We start from the raw sequence: 17352 nt of genomic DNA on the forward strand, positions 1-17352 counted from the left end.
TTCACCCTCCCGTTTTTACCGCAGCGGCAGCGGGCAACGCCTCTCCATCCATGGGAAGACTGTCGCCGCCGCGGTCTGACCTGATCAGATCGTGATTTGCGTCGATTTTCACCGTACGCTCCCAAACGAGGCCTTCGTCTTTGCGAAACATCCGAAACCCTATCCACAGCGGGATGCACCAGATCAGCCACCAGAGCATCAGCGACAAAGGGTTCACGCGTACGAGGTACCACGCCCGCTTGAGCCTGCTATCGAGGACAAGCCTGGAGCGCTTCCAGATACTGACATAGAGGCTCACCAGTACGAGGCTCAGAGCGGCGATGTTGCCCAGGGCAAGCCAGACGCCTGCCTCAGGAATGAGATTATCGCCGCGCCATTGGCTCCAAATTGCCCACACGCCAAGTGGAAAACCCACCGAGTTCACCGCCAGCGACAGGCATGGCAAGAAGTTGAGCCAGGCACGAAACCTCTGCCACGGCGTATAACCCATGAACTTCAGCGGGGCCGACAGGCTTTGGAAAAAGCCACACACCCAACGCTTGCGCTGGGTAATCCCCTGGGCGATCGTCGTCGGCACTTCCTCGATAAGAGGATTTTCTATGATGCCTATACGCTTGCCGTTGATCCAGAATCGCATTCCCACTTCGGGATCTTCGATGGTGGTCCATGGGTGGAAGCCGCCAAGCTCCACCAGGTCGGAAGCTTTGAAGAACAGCCCTTTGCCGAGGACCCAAAACGGTTGTTTGCCGTCCGCGGATATATGCGGGTAGGTAAGGCCATCCCATGCCATGTGATCCACCGCATGCCATGTCGACGCCATACTTCCCAAGAGATTGCCTGCAATGTTCTGGGCCTGCAGGACGTCGAACTTCTTGATTCCAGCCGCTCCGGCCAGGAAGTGGTCCCTCGGAGGGCAACTGTCGGCGTCGATATAGTTGACCAGGAACTCCTCTTTTCCATGGAAAGACGCGGCGGTCTGGTAGAACGCATAAATCAGCTGCCTGGTCTTCTTGGGAGGAAGGCTGCAGTTTCCGGCGCGCGCCCCTTGGTGCCACCAGTAGGCCTTTGGATTGGAATCCCATGCATCCCACACCACCTGCCAGCTTGGGTCGCTGGTGGCGGGCACCTGGAGGATTTCGAGGAACTGAAAATCCTCCTCTAATCGCTGGAGAGACTCGACGGTTTCCCTGTCATTTGCGTTCGGAATTGCAACTACCCGGAACCTGGTTGCCGGATAATCGATATTGGCGATGGTGCGGAACGTAGTCCTCATCGTCGTTTCGAGTTCCCGCAAAACCGGGTAGAACAAGACGATGAAAGGCAGACTGCTTCTGTCGACCGCATCGATATCGGCCTGCTCGACCATGTTCTTTGGCATGGTTCTGAACCAGACATGGGCGATCATGCTGAGGGAGTACAGTATCTGCACTGCAAAGAATAATGCCAGGATTACCGCCTCGGATGTTCCCCAGGCTGAAGGCATCTCAGTAGCCCTTTACGGTGCGCATCGCGGAGTCACCAAAGGCATCGCGCACAGTCTCCAAACCAATTTGCGGGATGCCATTCGCGGACAACGTCTTGGACTGTGGAGCTTGCGGTCTAACGGCTGAGCGCGGCAGTATACTGGGAGCTTGCGGGTGCCCGATCCGGTGAACTGCGAACCCGGCTGCGGCCAGCCGCGATACGTCAACGGCGTTGCGCAGGTCCACGAAGACCCGCTGACGCATCACGGACGCAATCCGTCTGAAATCCAGCCGTAAGAATTCGTCCCATTCCGTGACAAGCACAACAGAGTCTACATCTTCAACGCATTCATAGGCATCTGCTGCATAGGCGACGTCGCGCAGGTACAAGCGTGCATGTCGCATCCCTTCAGGATCGTAAGCGGTAACGCTCGCGCCGGCAGATTGCAGGGAAGAGATAATCGAGATTGCCGGAGATTCCCGCATATCATCCGTGTTTGGCTTAAAGGTAAGGCCAAGCACGGCTACCTTCTTTCCGTTGCCGACCCCGCCGATCGCGTTGAGAATGCGGCGTCCTACCGCGCGCTTGCGAGCCTCGTTTACTGCGATCGTGCTCTCGACCAGGCGGAGCGCAACCGAATGGCTGTGAGCCGTGGCAAGCAGCGCCATGGAATCCTTCGGGAAGCATGAGCCGCCGTAGCCGGGCCCGGCGTTGAGGAAGGCCTCGCCAATCCTGCGATCGAGCCCCATGCCCTTCGAGACTTCGTCAATGCTTGCTCCGGTGGCTTCACAGAAATCCGCCATCTCGTTGATGAAGGATATCTTGGCGGCTAGAAACGCGTTGGCGGCGTACTTGATCACTTCCGCTGCGCGCCTGCTGGTATTTAGAAGCGTCGCGCCCTCCGCAGTAAGTGGCTCGTACAGCTTTCCCATCAGGGAACGCGCCCACAGACTGTCCGTCCCGACGACGATTCTATCTGGTTTCATGAAGTCAAGGATCGCGCTGCCCTCCCTCAAGAACTCGGGATTAGATACGACCTCGACGTTATTGTTGGCCCGCACTGAGCGTATGACGAATTCAACCATGTCTCCCGTACCGACCGGCACGGTCGATTTGGTGACGACGACAGATCCCGCCTGTACGCAAGTCCCGATTTCTGCGGCCGCGGCGCGGACGTGACTTAGGTCGGCCTCACCGTCGCCCGGCCGAGGCGGTGTTCCGACAGCGATGAAAAACGCATCGGTTCCGGCCGCGACATCGGCAACTGAAACCGCAAAGGAAAGGCGGCCAGCGGCGACATTATGGGCCACGATCTCTTCAAGACCTGGCTCGTAAATTGGCATCTTGCCTTCAAGGAGAGCCGCGACCTTCGAGGTGTCTTTGTCGACGCACACTACGCAGTGTCCAAGTTCTGCAAAGCACGCGCTGGAAACCAGGCCGACATAGCCGGCTCCCACCATTACTACTTTCATCGAACTTACCCTTTGCGAAAGCCGAAGGATCAAGCTGTTACGGCCGTGACTCCCTCTGTGGGCATGTCTTTGGGCAGCCTGTCAGCGAAGTACTCGATGGTCTTTTCCAATCCCCGTTTCAGGTCGACCTCCGGCTGCCAGCCGAGCAGATCCATAGCTCTTGAAATGTCTGGCCTGCGGCGTTTCGGATCGTTGATAGGCAGCGGCAGGCGAACAATCTTCGACCGCGAACCGACCATGTCGATGACCATCGCGGCCAGTTCTCCGACTGGAATCTCCGCAGGATTGCCGAGATTGACTGGACCCTCCACTTCTCCACCCGACTGCATGAGCAGGTCGACGCCTCTAAGAAGGTCGGTGACGTAACAAAATGAGCGGGTCTGTGCGCCGTCACCGTAAATGGTTAACGGCTCGTTCCTAAGCGCCTGAACTATGAAGTTTGACACGACCCGACCGTCGTCCGGTCTCATTCGTGGCCCATAGGTATTGAATATCCGAACCATCTTGACGACGATTCCATGAGTTCTCGCGTAGTCCGTGAAGAGCGTTTCAGCGAACCGCTTTCCTTCGTCATAACAGGACCGGGGGCCCACCGGATTAACGTTGCCGTAATAGGATTCGGGCTGGGGGTGCACTTCCGGGTCGCCATACACCTCGGAAGTCGAAGCATGGAAAACCCTCGCCCCGTCCGCCTCGGCACGCCGAAGCACGTTCCAGGCGCCTAACGCATTCACCATTGCGGTTCGTACTGGATCGGACTGGTAATGCGGCGGCGAAGCCGGACACGCAAAATTATATATCTCATCGAACCGTGGAAGGTCTTCAGGCAGGACTAGCTGCACGTCGTGGTCCACCAGCCGGAACCTATTCGTGGCTTCAAGGCCCGCGACGTTCGCGCCGCTCCCGGTGTGGAAGTTATCTACACAGTATACCTTGTGTCCTCTGGCAACCAAAAGGTCGCACAAGTGGGAACCCAGAAATCCGGCGCCTCCGGTTACTAAAATGTTCTTGGGGCGCACGTCTGCATCCCGGGTGACGCCGGGGGCGGAATACACAAAACTCATACACATTTCTCCCAACACCGAGATGCATTTTGCAAATCGGGGACCTTGCTTTCACTCTGATCGACGCAGTTAGCTTTTGTTTTTATTGGACAATTCGCCTTCGCGTTTTTCAGCTGAATGCCGAGAAACTATCGGCGGGCGTCCTTTTGTCCTTTGATTAACTGCGACGCATACTGAGTGAAATCTGAATTTGGTTCGGGAGATTTTTTATTTGCTTAGACGCAAAAATGGGAATGGAAAGGAAGTTTTCAATATTTCATCAAAAAATTTCCCTCATCCATATGGCTTATATTTGGCGACGATTACACCAAAATTACTTATGACTAAATTACCTCAAGAATGACTCGTTGATATCGTTATTTCTTATCTCTCCTTTCCTTCTCAGCTAGTCGCACTTGATTCAACACCGATGTGCTCACATTTCTTTTGAGTGAAACGTTCGGGCGACGTTGTTTCTTTCATGGAAAGACATTTTACCCGTCGGGCGGTTATCGCAGGGGCAGTAGGCTTCGCGACCTCAGCTTTTTCAACTCGGACCAAAGCCGCTCCGTCGCTCAAGGTGCTTGCCGAGCAACGAGGTATGTTCTTCGGGGCCGCCGTCGCAGCAGACAAGCTCAGGTTGGACTCTTCTTTTAAGAGCGCCATCATCAATGAATGCTCAAGCTTGACACCTGAAGTCAGCCTGAAGTGGGGCGAAGTCGAGCCCTCAAAGGGCAGGCTCGAGATGGCTGCCATGGACGAAATCGCTGAGTTGGCACGAGCCAATGGACTGAAGACTTACGGCCATGCGCTGCTTTGGCACGGGAGCGTACCGCTATGGGCGGAAGCGATGCTTCGCGACGGTCCGGATTGGCAACCCGTTCGGAACTACTTTGCCTCTGTGATGCCGCGCTATAGCGATATCATTCAGCATTGGGATGTCGTGAACGAACCGATTGAAACGGGAGATCGAGACGACGGTCTAAGAGACAATGCGTTCCTTCGCGCCTTCGGTCGAGATTATATTGAACGCGCCCTGGACGAAGCCCGGATATTCGCTCCAGAGGGAAAACTCATGATCAATGAGTATGGGCTCGAATACGACAACCCGGTCGAACGTGACCGCAGATACCTTTTCCTGAAGCTGTTGGAGTACTTGAAATCGAAGAACGTACCGCTCGACGGTGTAGGGCTGCAGGCACATCTTGACCTACGCAAGGGGATGGTATCTGCGAAGGGAATTAGAGATTTTCTACATGAAATCAAAGGCCTGGGCTTGGCAGTCGTCATTACTGAACTTGACGTCAAGGAAGCTGACTATTCTATATCAGCCGAGCGGCGAGACGTTGCAGTAGCTGACGAAACGCGCCGATATCTGGAAGTGGCGCTAGATTGCCCCGTCGTCAAAGGGGTCACCACATGGGGACTTACCGACAGATACTCTTGGCTACAAGTGACGGAAGAAGAACTGGCGACCTACAAAGGAATGTGGAAAGACGGAGGTGGCCCTGGTTTGAACAGGGGCCTCCCGCTCGACGCCATGCTTACACCGAAGCGGATGTACGCGGCTATCGCTAGTTCGTTGGCAAGCTGACAACATCGATCCGCGTTCTGAGCCGATGGCCGAACTCGGCGATTGAGGCCGCCGACCTTTTGGAAGGCCGCGGAGAAATCGACCTAGCCGGCAAACTGGATTACCATTTCGGCCAGCTCAATGTGTGCATCACTATTTGGCACTACTTATCAGTGCTATTTGGCACCCTCAAACGTCTGCGATGGGGAAAGTGGACCAGCAGCTTTCAGGTGCGAACGTCAGAATAACTGCCTATCACGCTATCTCATTATGAACGGCCGCGGAGTTGAGCCTGTGCATCCGAGTTCAATCCTTTGGAAGGTACAAGGTAAAGCAAGCTGATGGTGTAGTGACGAATTGCTCGTCACGTGTCGCCAAGAGTGGGACGCAAGCGCACAGCTTTTACATCGGGAAAGAGCAGTAAGTGACAAACCTAGACGGGGGTGTCTTGCCCCCCGTTTACGGTTCGCTTCCGTGCAATTAATTGCAATCGGTCGAGATCAAGCGGCTTTCGCCAAGGTGGCATCCGGCCACGTGACATAGTAGTCATAGCCGTTGATTGAGCCGGTGGCCTGCCGGATGCCTTGCGCCTGAATTTGCAAATACAGGTCTTTGTTGAAATTGCCGCTACCGAAGAACGCCCCGCCGACCATGTTGCCGTCTTTGTAAAGATCATACTGGACATGACTTAGACCAAGTTCCGGCACGTCGCTGGCGCGCTGAATTTTCAAGGTGCCGTTGGCAAGGGCTTCGCTGAAGCCTTCCAATCCGGTCCAATGCTGCTTGCCGTATTCGAGCATCATTGCACGGAAAGCATCATCACTGATGTCGGGTGCCGTGACCTTGACGGCGGCGTCCGCCCCTAGCGCCCGCAACTTCTCAGCATCGGCGGCAGGAAGATCAGTAAGCTTCGTAAGCGGCCCGCGCAAGTAACGGTCACTGGCGGCGGGGGCGCTCGATTTCTGCCCGTTGATGATTTCAGCAATCTTCAAGAGCGCGTCCGACACGCTCGGAGAGAGGGACCGGGCGGAAATCGGATTGATGGCGGAGACGGTCTTCGATGTCACGGCGTCATTCGACTTTGGCGCGCTAATCAGCTTCAACGCCGTGACGGCGGATGATGAAACGGCGCTTATGGCAACCATGCAAGCCTCCCCATACAACAACCCAGCATTTCCTGTAGCGCCGAATAGTTAACACTGTATGTATCGGGCCCCAGCTCCGCGAAGAGCAATGACCGAGGGTCCGCGAAACGCAACAGGCAAGGTAAACCCTAGCCGCGCGCACCAGGAAAAAAATGCCCGCCGCGACGAATCGAGGCGGGCAAAGATTGGGCGAAGATTTCAACGAAAAGAACGCTAAGGAGTGCAAAGTAGCGGCAACCTACCGGTTAAGTCGTGTCAGGAAAGTCCGCATGTTGCTCAGCGAAAAGACGTATTGCTGGCGAAGGCAGACGTGGAAATGGAATAGATATTCATGTGCCCTTCGTCATATGAAGATCCCGGCCGCAGAGTTCGCCATCCGCAGGCCGCGGTTAGCTCTTGTCTTTCCTAAGATGACTTTCGAATGCTGCGTCGAGTTCGCCGCCGATCAAAATAACGGTCGCCGATAGCCAGATCCACACCATGAAGCCGATGATTGCCCCAAGAGAGCCGTAGGTCTGATTGTAGTGGCCGAAGTTCGCCGCGTACCAGGAGAACACCATGGAAACCGCCAGCCAGGCCACGGCCGCAAAGCCGCTCCCCCAGGTCAGCGAACGGACATGACCGTCGCCACGGCTGGGCCCATAGCGATAAAGAAGCGTTAGACCGAATGCGATCACAACCAGCAGCAGCGGCCATCTGGCGATCCGCAGCAGGGCGTCCGCAACACCGCTCAACCCGACGAAAGCAAGGATCAGCGGCACCACCGCCACCGCGAACAAAGCTAACAGAACGACGCAGATGGCGCCAAACGTGAAAACCAGGGAGATCGCGTTAAACCGGAGGATGCTTCGTTTCTCCTGCTGGCCGTAGACCACGTTGAGCGCATCGAACAGCGCCTTGACCCCGGCGTTCGCGCTCCACAGTGAGACCAGCACCCCCACGGCGAACGCGAACCCAAGGGCGCTGTTGCCCTGCGACGCCACGCGCGTCAACTGATCCGTCATCACATCGATGGCACCTTGCGGGAACACGCCCGCAACCAGAGCAAGCTGATTTCCTATCGTCCGTGGATCGGCAAAGAGCCCGTAGATCGCAACCAGAGCGGCCAGGGCCGGAAAGATCGCGAGGATCGCGTAGAAGGCGACGCCGGCGGCATTGGCGAGCACCCGATGGCGCGACACGTCGCGCCCGGCGCGCCGCAGCACGTCAATCCATCCAGGAGCCGGGCTCGTCCCGGCAAGTCCAGCCCTGCTCTCTCCGGCGCTGTTCAAGGTCGCACGGTCGCCACGTTGAGCCGAGGGCCGCGCCAGCTGGAAACCGAGCAATAAAAGCGCCAGCACCAATCCGGAGGTCCACAGTACTGTCCGCCCAGGCGGTTCGGTCAAAGCTCGGTGGCTGGAGCTGTCGTTCATCTATCTGCGTGGCTGCGTTTCTTTCTCGGGGCCGACTTGCCGTCCCTGCTTTCTGACAGCTTGCCGCTCTTCGTTGGCGCTTCGGTAGATCCTGTCATTTCGGCAAGATTTTCCTTCAGGCGATCGCTTTTTTCGCCCATCAAATAGTCTTCAGTCTGTGTGGGCGGCATGAGCGCCCCGAGCGCGGCACCGATCGCCACGCCCATGCTCCCCAATACCAGGGGTTCGCTGCGGCAGAAGTCGACAAAGCTCTTCGCGCTCGAAGCAGCATTTTGGCTGATATGCCGCGCGGACTCGCCGACAGCGGTCGCGGTTCGACTTGTTGTGCCCGCGATCGTGCCGTATGCGGAAGCGGCGGCATTGCCTGCGGTGTCTGCCACCCTGCCTGCGGCGTCGCTCGCAAACGCGGCGGCCTTACCTGCGGCGTCGCTCGCCGAGTCGGCCGCCCTGACAACGGCATCGCTTGCGGAGCCTGCGGCCGCTCCGAGGCTGTCGCGAGCGCGATTTGCGCCCTGCCGCATGGCGTCGGCCGACGATCCCGCACTTTCACGAGTAAGCTCGCCGAGCCGACCAATCACATCCGATGCTGCCGAGCCCGCCTCGCCAATTTTGTCCGCAGCGTCTCCTGCCTTCTCGGCCATCGCACGGCGGCCGGGCACCTCTCGCCACGTACGCCCCCTGTCGCGGGAACCGCCCAGAGTGCCAGAAACCATCATCCACGCAATGCCCGCTCCCACCAGCACCATGGGCACGGGATGTCGCGCCATCTGGTACCGCAGCCTGCGATAGAATTCTCCGACATCGCCGTCGCCCGCATATTCGGTGAGCTGGTCCAGCACCAGTCCTGGAGATAGGTTCGCGCGGAATTCGTCCAGCGCATCGACGAGTTGAGAGCGTGTGCGATCTGCGTCCCGCTCGAGCTGGCTAACGGTTGGCATCCTGACGCCTCATCTGATCTTGTGCCACATTTGCATCCTGTCGAATCTGGCGGATGGTACGATCGGGCACCATGGTCCTGACCCTGAGGCGGTTCACGCCTACCAGAAGAAGGATCAGTCCGATCACGGCCGCGATGCCGCCCACAATCAGAGCAGACCACCCGGCGGCGAGGCCGTAGCTTCTGCTCAACCAATCGACCGCAGCCTGCAGCAGGATGACCAGCCCCGGAATGAGCAGAACCGCGCCGCCTGTCAGCAGACCGACGCCGGCGCCGACACGGCCGATGTTTTCCGAAATCTCGGTGCGGGCTAGCTGGCTTTCGTTGCGCAGCAGGGTCGCAGCCAGAGAAACGACGTCTGCGAAGATATCCGGGATCGTGCGTCCGTAGTGTGCGTGTGCCATTGCCTTCGTCTCAACGCGAGTTTTCAACGCGAGCTGGGGTCGCGATTATCCGACGAGCTTTTCAGGAAGCGTGACAGGAGCACGCCCGCCAGCATCGCCCCGCCGAAAAAGACGGCAGGCTGTGTTCGCGCGATATTGCCAACCCCCTTGATCAGGTCCTCGATCCGGCTCTCGCGCAGCTTCGTCGCGCCGGCTTCGAGCTGTGAGGCCGCCTGGTGAACGTAGGAAGCTCCGATCGGAAACTCTCCTTCCAATTCGCGAGCGACGCCATGCACCACCTCGGCGACACCGCCGATCCGGTCTGCACCGGCATCCTTTTGCTGCTCCGCGCTTCGTAAGGTCTGTTCCTTGATGTCCTGGATCTCGCCCATGTCGCCACCCTTGTCTCGCCAACCGAACCTAACTGTCTTTCCATGCTAAAGTTCCGCATCGCTCTTGGCGGCGAAGCGCTGCTCGGGCGCGTGTACGATGGAGAGTTCTCCAGCGAGCGGTAAGGACCGCGGAAATCCCTCTCCCCTACCAGGGCGTTTCTGCTCATACGGAAATTATCAAGGCTGATCGCGTCTGGTTCGCCCAAACCGACGACGCCGCTCCCTCGCGAAACATCAGAAAGCCCACGACATCACGCTCTGCAGAGGCCAGAGAAATGGGTGGTGTGTCCGTGAGCGCGTAGTGCCGTAGTCGACGGGCTGCAAAAAGCACTCAACCGAACGCGAGGCCAGGATCGTTCCTCTGCGGCGCTCGCAGCTAAACGGCGCTGGCTGAGAGCCACGCAATATCCCCACCGCCAGCCGGTCCTGCCGCCATCAGTCATGGCCGGCATCTCCTGTGCTCGCTCGTCGAGGCAGGGGCTCGGTTGTGGCAGACGCTGCCGGCCCGTCAACCCTGTTCCGCACCAGTAACCGTGAACAGGGTGTGACGGACCGGTTCGCAGCGTCTGCCCCCTGCCGCTACGCCCTCGACGGAGAGGGCGAGCACAGGAGGCACTCATGACCACCGATCGCAACTGCCAGACCCAGATCGTCAACGATATCTACGAGCGCGTCACCAACCAGATCATCGCCGCCATCGAGGCCGGCGCCAGCGAGTACCGGATGCCCTGGCATCACGACGGATCGCCCATCACCAAACCCGTCAATATCGCCTCGCGCAAGGCCTATCGCGGCGTCAACATCCTTTCGCTCTGGGCTGCGGCGCAGGCATCCGGTTATGCCGCTGGCATCTGGGGCACCTATCGACAATGGCAGGAGCTCGGCGCCCAAGTCCGCAAGGGCGAGCGCGGCCATCTGGTCGTATTCTGGAAGATCAGCGATCGCAACGGTGAGGTGGAGCGTCAGGATGGCGACAACGATTACGACGAGCCCGCTCAGCGTCTATTCGCCCGCGGTTACACCGTCTTCAACTGCGCCCAGGTTGACGGCTACACGCCGCCGGAAATGGCGGTGCTTCCCGAGGTCGAGCGGATCGAGCATGCCGAACACTTCTGCGCGGCGCTAGACATCGACTTTCGCCACGGTGGATCGCAGGCCTTTTACATTCCCTCCAAGGACTATGTGCAAATGCCGGATTTCGCTTGCTTTCGGGATGCGATCGCCTACTACGCGGTACTACTCCACGAATGCGGTCACGCTTCCGGCGCCAAGCATCGCCTCGACCGCGATCTCTCCGGACGGTTCGGCTCGGCTGCCTACGCCATGGAAGAATGCACGGTCGAACTTCTCAGCGCCATGATCTGTGCCGATCTCAACCTCAGCGTCGAGCCGCGCCCCGACCATGCCCGCTACATCGCCTCGTGGCTCGAAGTGCTACGCTCCGACAAGCGCGCCATCTTCACCGCGGCAAGCAAGGCACGGCAGATCGCCGACTGGATGCACGCCAAGCAGGTCAGGGTTCAGCAGCACAATGTCTCGGGCGCCACATAGGCGCCCCTCAGTGCGATCAGTTGACAGCCCGCTTCCGGAACAATCGCCGCTGCGGCTGTGCAGCCAATTGCCTCCTCTTTCGAAAGATACCAGCCTGTCTTTTGGCAAATGCCCTGGCGTGCTTCGACTACTGGCCAGGTACGTGCTTCGCAGCCAGTTCGGATACACCGCACGAAAGAACGGTTTCTATTCCAAGCCGCCCCTCGAAAGAGAGTCCAACTTCCTTAAACCCGCATCGGAGATAAAGTCGATAAGCGCTTGCATTTTCAACATTAATGCTGAGCATTAATTTGACGATCTCAAACCGATGAACTGCGATCCATTGAGACGCAAGAACCAGCCCCGCGACCCCATATCCTCTTCCTCGGCTCTGCTTATTGATGCGGAAATTGTGCAGGCTGATCGCGCGCGGATGAGCCCATTGGGGCAGTGCTGTCCCCTCGCGTAGCATGAAAAATCCCACGGCTTGGCGTTCGTCCATGACCACAAATGGATGATGAGCCTCTAGATCGGGCCTGCTTCTCAGCCTGTTGAAAATCGCCAATAAGCTTCCGCCAGCAAAGTTCTCGTCGCTTTCAAACAGATCGGTTCCAGCCAATGTCGGAATTTCAGAGATTGCTATCGATCTGAGCGTGACTTGCATCAGCCGCCGACGATAACACTGGCATCGTCCAGGCAGTAGGCGACGCGCGTGGATTCCAGGGTTTTTTCATCAACTTGGATGAGCATGGCAAGTATATCGCCATCGGGATGATTGAGCACCCGCCCCAAACGCGTCACGTGCCAGCCCAGTTGCTCCAATCGCTCTGGCCAGAAGGCCTCGCAGACGACGCTGATCCTGCCTATGCCCAGCTTCAGGCAGGCCTCCAAAAGCCCGCACAGCACGAGGCCTGCTGCCCGCGAGGATCCCCCAGATCTCCGCAAGGACGGCGCAATGAAGAACCTCGTCCATTCATAGACATCCGCTCCTCTGGGTGGCTCGTTTCCGGCAAGCGTAGGAAAAACTTCCGAGAGCACATGCGGTCTCAGTGTCGGGACCAGACGCGAACCCCCGGCTATATTGCCATCTTCGTCAATGCCGAGCAGGTAGACCGAATGCTTGGTGTCGAATGCGTCAATCTCCAAAGGAATCGGCCTTTCGAGCTGACGCCATTTGCGACCATCGACGTAGATTTCATATCGAACGCGAAAATAGTTCTCGAGATGCCTCTGATACGCTCGACGGTTTGACCAATCTACGATGTGAACCTTGAACATGGCACTTCGACGCATACCCAAGAACTAAAAGTCGATCCATACCGGTTTCTTGGGATTGTCAGGGACGAATTTCCCCTCGCCGCACTGCTTCCACCACCGCTTGAACAGTATTTGCGGCGTCATATTTTTCCCGAACATTGGCGAGGTGACGTTCAACGGTGAACCTCGAAATGCCTAAGATACATGCAACGTCTTCAGCGGCTTTGCCTGCGGCGACCCATGTCAACACCTCGCGCTCTCGATCGGTCAGTGTATGGTGGTGAGATTCATTGTCTCCCAAATGTATTCGCCGCAGCGCCCTGAAAGCCTGCACGCACACCATTTCTACGGTTGGCAGATCCTCTTCACTGATCTCGATCCGTTCTCCTGCAACGGTGATGACCGAAGGGCCGCGCAAAGGTAAATGGACGGGGACACATAAGCCGTCCCTCAGCCCGAACTCTGTGGCTTCATCCATCACGCGCAATTGTCTGGCTGTCATGAGATCGCGGGACAACTCGCTCCATAGAAACGGTTCGCCGGCGTACCGGCTGTGCAGGGCACAGGGGTCATGGAAGAAATGTTCGCTGGCTGAGTAATGCTCAATCCATTCCTGGGGCCAACCATCATAAAGGATTTCCTGCTGCCAAGGCCCCTTTGATGGCGAAGGTAATCCCGTAATCAGAAGATGACGTAGGCCGAATGTTCGGAGGACCTTGGAAAGTTCTTCCAAAATCTCAAATGGCGCAGCTGCGGCAGCAATATCGTCGAGAGATCCGAGAAATCTTGAGACCGCATGAATGTTCATCGCAGCGCCAAGACGCAGTCCATCACGCCACCTCTCATCTGGTTCGAAGTAGCCTAGTGCACAATATCAAGGCACATCAACATCTTGGGTGCCGATTGTTAACTATATGTCGCATTCCATTTGCCTTCGAGAAGCAAATCAAGCCGCACGATTGCCGTTTCAAGGTGTTGATTTATTCGCTCTCGAAACACCGCACCTACGGCACCGGTCCCGCCTATCGGAAACTCGGGGGACGCGTCGTTTACTCCATTGAAGACCTGCAGGCCTGGACCGCTCGTGGCGCTGTCACCTCAACCTCGGACCCTCGCGGCACTGTGTTGCCAGCAAAACGTCATGACAGATCGCCAGTCGTCGAGACCGATCACTCCCTGCGCTGATCGGACAGCAGAGCACCCTTGTCGAAACGCAATCACCCATCTCCGGAGCGCGAACAGCTGGATCTGTTCCGCGCACTCCCTGGAGAATTCTCCCCGCGCGACGCTCAGGACCTCATGGCCTACCCGTTCTTCTCCCTCGCGAAGTCAAAACGCACCGCGCCGATAGACTTCCGCGCCGGCGATGTGATGATCCGCGTCGAGGCAGTGCCAGAGTACGGCATGGCAACCATTTGGGATGCCGATATTCTGATCTGGGCCGCGAGCCAGATTGTCGAAGCGCGCGATGCAGGATTGCGGACTTCCCGACTGATCGCTTCAACCCCTTACGAGATCCTCACCTTCATCGGTCGTGGTGTCTCTCTGCGTGACTACCAGCGCCTCAAGGCCTCTTTCGATCGTCTCCAGTCGACAACGGTGGTGACGTCTATCCGCCAGAAGGCAGAGGGCCGTCGTCATCGCTTTTCCTGGATTAATGAATGGCAAGAACGAAGTGACAGCAATGGACGTCCCCAGGGCGTGGAATTGATCCTGCCTGCCTGGTTCTACAGCGCCGTACTCGACGACGCCTTGGTCCTGACAATTGACCGCGCCTATTTCGATCTCACCGGCGGCATCGAGCGTTGGTTGTACCGCATCGTTCGAAAGCATGGCGGTAAGCAACGTGACGGTTGGAGATTCGACCTACGCCATCTCCACAAGAAGTCCGGGAGCCTGTCACCCTTCAAGCGCTTCGCCTTCGAAGTGCGCGAGATCGTCCGTCGTCAGCCACTGCCAGGCTACGACCTTTTCGTTGAAATCGATATTTTTGGCCGAATTTTCCTCGCATTCGAGCCGCGCCGAACCGATGGACCGGCTGTGGAAACTCTCGTGCTATCGGGAACCGGAACTATCGTGCCATCGGGAACCGCACACACGTGCCATCAGGAACCCAAATGGCCCTTAAGCCTCGCTGTCCAAAGGCAAATTCGCGCCTGTAACTTAGAGTCTAACATAAAAACTAACTCCGTTAGCGCGACGCATGCTGGGGATGACGAGGCAGAGCGCCCTCCGTCAAACCGTTCGGTCTGTTCGGGAGACCCGTCGTGATCGGTGCACTCCGTAGTCGTACCACTTTGCTGTCTCGGCGCTTCCTCGGCGCCCACGAATTCAGCGTTAGAGACGGAGATTCAGCATGACCCGCGGAACCACATCAGATGCAGGTCGGACGGCTGCATCCCGCCCCAACGATCTAACCCATGTTGAATTGACCTGGGTTGAAAAAAAGATTGAACACTGGCTCCGCTTCGGGACGGCGGCGCACGTTCAGATTCTGGACAGACACCGGCGCACTCTCTCGTTTCCTCCCGGCGCGGTCTTCGCCTTCGTTCGCTGGACCTCGAACGACTTCGGAACGATCGTCTCGCGTATCGATATCGTGCGCGCCGTCGCGCGTGGCGAGCCCTATCAGACCTTGCCCTTCGTGCGCCCCGGCGGCGAGATCTTGCTGAAGGTTGCAAGCTGGCCAAAGGTCGAGCGTGTCCTACAGGCGATCGACGGCATCGAGGGCCTCGGCATTGATCCTGTGGCGGTGTCGACCGATCACTGGCGACACATCCACAATCGCATCAGCGCGGGCCACGAGCCTCGCGCCTATACGCTCGATCAGCATCGTGCCTTCCTTTTGCGCCGGAGGGCAGATCCGTGAGGAGCCAGGCTCAAGTTCTCGCGACAGCATTCGTAACGTTGGGCGCCGCCTATTCGGCGCTCACGCCAATGCCGATCAAGTTCATCTGGAATGCCTCGGCCAGTGCACCGGTCGGCCTCTATATGATCGATTTCGACGGTCCGTTCGAGGTTGCCGATCTTGTCGCCGTCGATGCTCCCGAGCCGATCGCGACGTTTCTCGCGGAGCGCGGCTATCTGCCGAAAGGGGTGCCGCTGATGAAGCGCATCCTCGCCGTCTCCGGACAGACTGTCTGCCGCACGAACCTCGCCATCTCGGTCGATGGCGTCGGCGTCGGCGCGGCGCTCGAGCGTGATCGCACCGGCCGCGATCTGCCTGTGTGGCAGGGCTGCCGCCGTATTCCGACCGGCGAAGTCTTCCTGATGAACTGGCAGGTCCGCGATAGCCTCGACGGCCGCTACTTCGGCCTGACGGCCACCGACCAGATCGTCGGCCGCGCGGTCCCGCTGTGGACCGATGAAAACGGAAATGGTCGCTTCGAATGCCGGGCGCGGACACGCTGACCGCTCTCCCATCGGCGGGAGCGGTGTCCGCCGATGGTTTTCCAAACACCACCGCCACGGAGACAGTCATGCCGCAGATCGGCCAATTCACGCGCGAGCAATCGGGCTTCGTCGGACGCATCGAGACGCTCACGCTGTTCCGCGACATCGCGGTAGTTCCGGCCGACCCGTCCGATGCGGAGAACGCGCCGGACTACCGTGTTCATGCACGCGACGACAGTAGCGGCGAGAACGGCCCCGAGATCGGCGCCGGCTGGAAACGCACCGGAGAACGCGCGGGCGAATACCTCGCGCTGCTGATCGACGATCCGGCGTTGCCGCATCCGATCCGCGCCAACCTGTTCCGCAGCGACGATGCCGGCAACGCCTGGTCGCCGCACTGGTCGCGTTCGCGCGATCGCAGCGAGAAGGAATAAGCTATGGCTGCTCGCCGCCAATGGACGAGCCGTCTGTGTGCGTCCGGGCTGCGCTGCGCGGCTCGGTGCACAGTTCTCCTTCTCCTTTCCGGCCTCTCCATCGCGAGCGTCATGCCGGCAATCACGATGGCGCAGGACACACCCAGCGTGCGACCGCCGCTACGCGATCCCTACGCCGATCACATTGTGGAGGCATCGCGGCGCTTCGGCGTTCCGATCGCATGGATCAGGGCGGTAATGCGCGCCGAAAGCGCAGGAGAGCCGCGCGCGGTTTCCTCTGCCGGGGCGATGGGCCTGCTGCAAATCATGCCTACGACCTGGGCCGACTTGCGCGCTCGGCATGGCCTCGGCCAGGATCCCTACGATCCGCGTGACAACATCCTGGCGGGCACAGCCTATCTCCGCGAACTTCACAATCGTTACGGTTCTCCGGGTTTCCTGGCGGCCTACAATGCCGGCCCCGCTCGCTACGAGGAGTCTCTCGTCGGCCGCCGTCTGCCTGCCGAGACGCGCGCCTATGTCGCCCTGCTCGCTCCGGTCATCGACGGTTCCGCGAGCACGAACCCCGCCATTGTCGCCGACGTCCACCGATCGGCCTGGACACGGGCGCCGCTGTTTATCGCGGAGCCTAGCATCACTTCAGCCGCCGCTTCGATGCCGGCCGAACGACCTGCGAATGACGCCCTGGCTGTGACCACCGTGCGTGATGTCTCCGCGATCGCGCCGCAGTCGGACGGCTTGTTCGTGGCGCGCGCGACAGCCGGGGAACCGCGATGACGGCGCACGGCGGCGTTCGCAGGAAATCGCACACCAGCGCATCCAAGGGGGCGCTGAGGTGGGAGGCAGGCAACACGACCGAAGGAAGGCAGGATAAAAGGCCGCGAGGTGCGGCGTCGGTCGGTCGTGTTGTTTCAATA

Annotated in this window: 18 protein-coding genes and 1 pseudogene; 8 read left to right on the forward strand and 11 right to left on the reverse strand. The window is 58.7% G+C overall.

Going from position 1 to position 17352, the window contains the following annotated elements:
* Position 1: 1 nt before the first annotated feature.
* The 3 genes from C7I85_RS24935 to C7I85_RS24945 are packed head-to-tail and all read right to left on the reverse strand — an operon-like array spanning position 2 to position 4000.
* The gene (locus tag C7I85_RS24935) at positions 2-1483 is read right to left on the reverse strand and encodes a glycosyltransferase family 2 protein (protein ID WP_106726715.1); all 1482 of its coding nucleotides are present in this window, start codon (positions 1481-1483) and stop codon (positions 2-4) included.
* 1 nt (position 1484) lies between these two features.
* Positions 1485-2936 (reverse strand): UDP-glucose dehydrogenase family protein, encoded by a 1452-nt coding sequence (locus C7I85_RS24940; RefSeq protein WP_106726716.1) that lies wholly within the window; start codon positions 2934-2936, stop codon positions 1485-1487.
* A 29-nt stretch (positions 2937-2965) separates the two neighbouring features.
* Entirely contained in the window at positions 2966-4000 is a 1035-nt protein-coding gene (locus tag C7I85_RS24945) for a UDP-glucuronic acid decarboxylase family protein (RefSeq protein ID WP_106726717.1), read from the reverse strand.
* Between the two features lie 460 nt (positions 4001-4460).
* On the opposite strand from C7I85_RS24945, the gene C7I85_RS24950 reads away from it, so the two are divergent.
* Positions 4461-5573, forward strand: coding sequence for an endo-1,4-beta-xylanase (locus C7I85_RS24950; protein ID WP_106726718.1), 1113 nt, complete (start codon positions 4461-4463; stop codon positions 5571-5573).
* Between the two features lie 479 nt (positions 5574-6052).
* On the opposite strand, the gene C7I85_RS24955 is transcribed toward C7I85_RS24950, so the two are convergent.
* The 5 genes from C7I85_RS24955 to C7I85_RS24975 all read right to left on the reverse strand — a co-directional run bounded on the left by C7I85_RS24955 (position 6053) and on the right by C7I85_RS24975 (position 9821).
* Positions 6053-6697 (reverse strand): hypothetical protein, encoded by a 645-nt coding sequence (locus C7I85_RS24955; RefSeq protein ID WP_106726719.1) that lies wholly within the window; start codon positions 6695-6697, stop codon positions 6053-6055.
* A gap of 389 nt (positions 6698-7086) precedes the next feature.
* Positions 7087-8037, reverse strand: a complete 951-nt coding sequence (locus C7I85_RS24960) for a YihY/virulence factor BrkB family protein (RefSeq protein WP_245445100.1) — start codon at positions 8035-8037, stop codon at positions 7087-7089.
* A 68-nt stretch (positions 8038-8105) separates the two neighbouring features.
* Complete coding sequence (locus C7I85_RS24965) at positions 8106-9047, reverse strand: DUF3618 domain-containing protein (protein WP_106726721.1); 942 nt, start codon at positions 9045-9047, stop codon at positions 8106-8108.
* Positions 9034-9450: a phage holin family protein gene (locus tag C7I85_RS24970; protein WP_106726722.1), complete on the reverse strand. Its 417-nt coding sequence runs from the start codon at positions 9448-9450 to the stop codon at positions 9034-9036. Before C7I85_RS24970 ends, C7I85_RS24965 begins: the two co-directional genes overlap by 14 nt.
* Before the next feature lie 23 nt (positions 9451-9473).
* Positions 9474-9821, reverse strand: a complete 348-nt coding sequence (locus C7I85_RS24975; RefSeq protein ID WP_106726723.1) for a hypothetical protein — start codon at positions 9819-9821, stop codon at positions 9474-9476.
* Positions 9822-10439: 618 nt separating this feature from the next.
* On the opposite strand from C7I85_RS24975, the gene C7I85_RS24980 reads away from it, so the two are divergent.
* Positions 10440-11372: an ArdC family protein gene (locus C7I85_RS24980; protein ID WP_106726724.1), complete on the forward strand. Its 933-nt coding sequence runs from the start codon at positions 10440-10442 to the stop codon at positions 11370-11372.
* Positions 11373-11499: 127 nt separating this feature from the next.
* Here the strand turns inward: C7I85_RS24980 and C7I85_RS24985 are convergent, their stop codons facing one another.
* From C7I85_RS24985 to C7I85_RS24995, 3 genes are read right to left on the reverse strand one after another with little or no spacing between them, the layout of a single operon-like run.
* Positions 11500-12015 (reverse strand): GNAT family N-acetyltransferase, encoded by a 516-nt coding sequence (locus tag C7I85_RS24985; protein WP_106726725.1) that lies wholly within the window; start codon positions 12013-12015, stop codon positions 11500-11502.
* Positions 12015-12629 carry an acyl-homoserine-lactone synthase gene (locus C7I85_RS24990; RefSeq protein ID WP_106726726.1) on the reverse strand — a complete coding sequence of 205 codons (615 nt, stop codon included), beginning with the start codon at positions 12627-12629 and terminating at the stop codon, positions 12015-12017. The genes C7I85_RS24985 and C7I85_RS24990 overlap by 1 nt, the downstream gene beginning before the upstream one ends.
* A gap of 58 nt (positions 12630-12687) precedes the next feature.
* A complete protein-coding gene (locus C7I85_RS24995) occupies positions 12688-13416 on the reverse strand; it encodes a helix-turn-helix transcriptional regulator (RefSeq protein ID WP_106726727.1) in 729 nt (242 codons plus the stop codon).
* 176 nt (positions 13417-13592) lie between these two features.
* On the opposite strand from C7I85_RS24995, the pseudogene C7I85_RS31795 reads away from it, so the two are divergent.
* From C7I85_RS31795 to C7I85_RS25025, 6 genes and pseudogenes are all read left to right on the forward strand, one after another.
* Positions 13593-13793 (forward strand): annotated as a pseudogene (locus C7I85_RS31795) (helix-turn-helix transcriptional regulator); the annotation flags it as partial.
* 18 nt (positions 13794-13811) lie between these two features.
* Positions 13812-14879, forward strand: coding sequence for a replication initiator protein A (locus tag C7I85_RS25005; RefSeq protein WP_181257366.1), 1068 nt, complete (start codon positions 13812-13814; stop codon positions 14877-14879).
* A gap of 85 nt (positions 14880-14964) precedes the next feature.
* Positions 14965-15477: a DUF2840 domain-containing protein gene (locus tag C7I85_RS25010; RefSeq protein ID WP_106726729.1), complete on the forward strand. Its 513-nt coding sequence runs from the start codon at positions 14965-14967 to the stop codon at positions 15475-15477.
* Positions 15474-16019 carry a S26 family signal peptidase gene (locus C7I85_RS25015; protein ID WP_428832898.1) on the forward strand — a complete coding sequence of 182 codons (546 nt, stop codon included), beginning with the start codon at positions 15474-15476 and terminating at the stop codon, positions 16017-16019. Before C7I85_RS25010 ends, C7I85_RS25015 begins: the two co-directional genes overlap by 4 nt.
* A gap of 68 nt (positions 16020-16087) precedes the next feature.
* Entirely contained in the window at positions 16088-16435 is a 348-nt protein-coding gene (locus C7I85_RS25020; RefSeq protein WP_106726773.1) for a DUF736 domain-containing protein, read from the forward strand.
* A 3-nt stretch (positions 16436-16438) separates the two neighbouring features.
* The gene (locus C7I85_RS25025; protein WP_106726730.1) at positions 16439-17212 is read left to right on the forward strand and encodes a lytic transglycosylase domain-containing protein; all 774 of its coding nucleotides are present in this window, start codon (positions 16439-16441) and stop codon (positions 17210-17212) included.
* Positions 17213-17352 lie beyond the last annotated feature (140 nt).

It is taken from the genome of Pseudaminobacter soli (ex Li et al. 2025), assembly GCF_003012705.1.
In the GTDB taxonomy this organism is placed as follows: domain Bacteria; phylum Pseudomonadota; class Alphaproteobacteria; order Rhizobiales; family Rhizobiaceae; genus Pseudaminobacter; species Pseudaminobacter soli.

Bases quoted from the DNA above. Each gene is read 5' to 3' on its own strand.
- C7I85_RS24935 (WP_106726715.1), bottom strand. From the start codon at position 1,483: ATGCCTTCAGCCTGGGGAACATCCGAGGCGGTAATCCTGGCATTATTC.
- C7I85_RS24940 (WP_106726716.1), bottom strand. From the start codon at position 2,936: ATGAAAGTAGTAATGGTGGGAGCCGGCTATGTCGGCCTGGTTTCCAGC.
- C7I85_RS24945 (WP_106726717.1), bottom strand. From the start codon at position 4,000: ATGAGTTTTGTGTATTCCGCCCCCGGCGTCACCCGGGATGCAGACGTG.
- C7I85_RS24950 (WP_106726718.1), top strand. From the start codon at position 4,461: ATGGAAAGACATTTTACCCGTCGGGCGGTTATCGCAGGGGCAGTAGGC.
- C7I85_RS24955 (WP_106726719.1), bottom strand. From the start codon at position 6,697: ATGGTTGCCATAAGCGCCGTTTCATCATCCGCCGTCACGGCGTTGAAG.
- C7I85_RS24965 (WP_106726721.1), bottom strand. From the start codon at position 9,047: ATGCCAACCGTTAGCCAGCTCGAGCGGGACGCAGATCGCACACGCTCT.
- C7I85_RS24970 (WP_106726722.1), bottom strand. From the start codon at position 9,450: ATGGCACACGCACACTACGGACGCACGATCCCGGATATCTTCGCAGAC.
- C7I85_RS24975 (WP_106726723.1), bottom strand. From the start codon at position 9,821: ATGGGCGAGATCCAGGACATCAAGGAACAGACCTTACGAAGCGCGGAG.
- C7I85_RS24980 (WP_106726724.1), top strand. From the start codon at position 10,440: ATGACCACCGATCGCAACTGCCAGACCCAGATCGTCAACGATATCTAC.
- C7I85_RS24985 (WP_106726725.1), bottom strand. From the start codon at position 12,015: ATGCAAGTCACGCTCAGATCGATAGCAATCTCTGAAATTCCGACATTG.
- C7I85_RS24990 (WP_106726726.1), bottom strand. From the start codon at position 12,629: ATGTTCAAGGTTCACATCGTAGATTGGTCAAACCGTCGAGCGTATCAG.
- C7I85_RS24995 (WP_106726727.1), bottom strand. From the start codon at position 13,416: ATGAACATTCATGCGGTCTCAAGATTTCTCGGATCTCTCGACGATATT.
- C7I85_RS25010 (WP_106726729.1), top strand. From the start codon at position 14,965: ATGACCCGCGGAACCACATCAGATGCAGGTCGGACGGCTGCATCCCGC.
- C7I85_RS25020 (WP_106726773.1), top strand. From the start codon at position 16,088: ATGCCGCAGATCGGCCAATTCACGCGCGAGCAATCGGGCTTCGTCGGA.
- C7I85_RS25025 (WP_106726730.1), top strand. From the start codon at position 16,439: ATGGCTGCTCGCCGCCAATGGACGAGCCGTCTGTGTGCGTCCGGGCTG.